The 565-nt window shown below is 57.5% G+C and carries 1 protein-coding gene; it reads left to right on the forward strand.

The features are described 5' to 3' along the window. Positions 1 to 565, forward strand: a 565-nt coding sequence (locus KPG66_RS16915; RefSeq protein ID WP_237071610.1) for an AMP-binding protein, incomplete at both ends; no start/stop codon positions are given.

Genomic DNA, 565 nt, shown 5'->3' on the forward strand with positions numbered 1-565 from the left:
ACAGCGCTATTGCGTTTGGGCTCGCCAGACAAAGAGGACGCGGAACACACGCCAACGACTTGTCCGCAACCGGCCTGCTGCAGCCTTGATACGGCTTATGTGATGTACACGTCTGGCTCCACCGGCATGCCCAAGGGCGTGCTGGTGCCGCATCGAGCGATCGTGCGGCTAGTGATCAACAATGGCTATGTTGATGTGGAGGATGATGATCGCGTCGCGTTTGCGGCTAATCCGGCCTTTGACGCGAGCACCTTTGAGGTCTGGGCACCATTATTGAATGGTGCAGCTGTTGTCGTGATGGATCATGACACGGTGCTCACGCCAGCCTTGTTTGCGCGCACCTTGCGCGACCAGCGCATTAGTGTTCTGTGGTTGACAGTGGGTTTGTTCAATCAAATGGCCGAGGAATTGGGCCCAGTCTTTACCCAACTCAAGGCCTTGATTGTCGGAGGTGACGCGCTGGATGCGAGCGTGGTGGCGCAAGTGCTGCGCGATACGCCTCCCCAGCAATTGATCAACGGTTATGGTCCGACCGAGAGCACCACGTTCGCGACGACGTACAGGA

This window comes from Mycetohabitans sp. B2, from assembly GCF_021733735.1.
Classification (GTDB): domain Bacteria; phylum Pseudomonadota; class Gammaproteobacteria; order Burkholderiales; family Burkholderiaceae; genus Mycetohabitans; species Mycetohabitans rhizoxinica.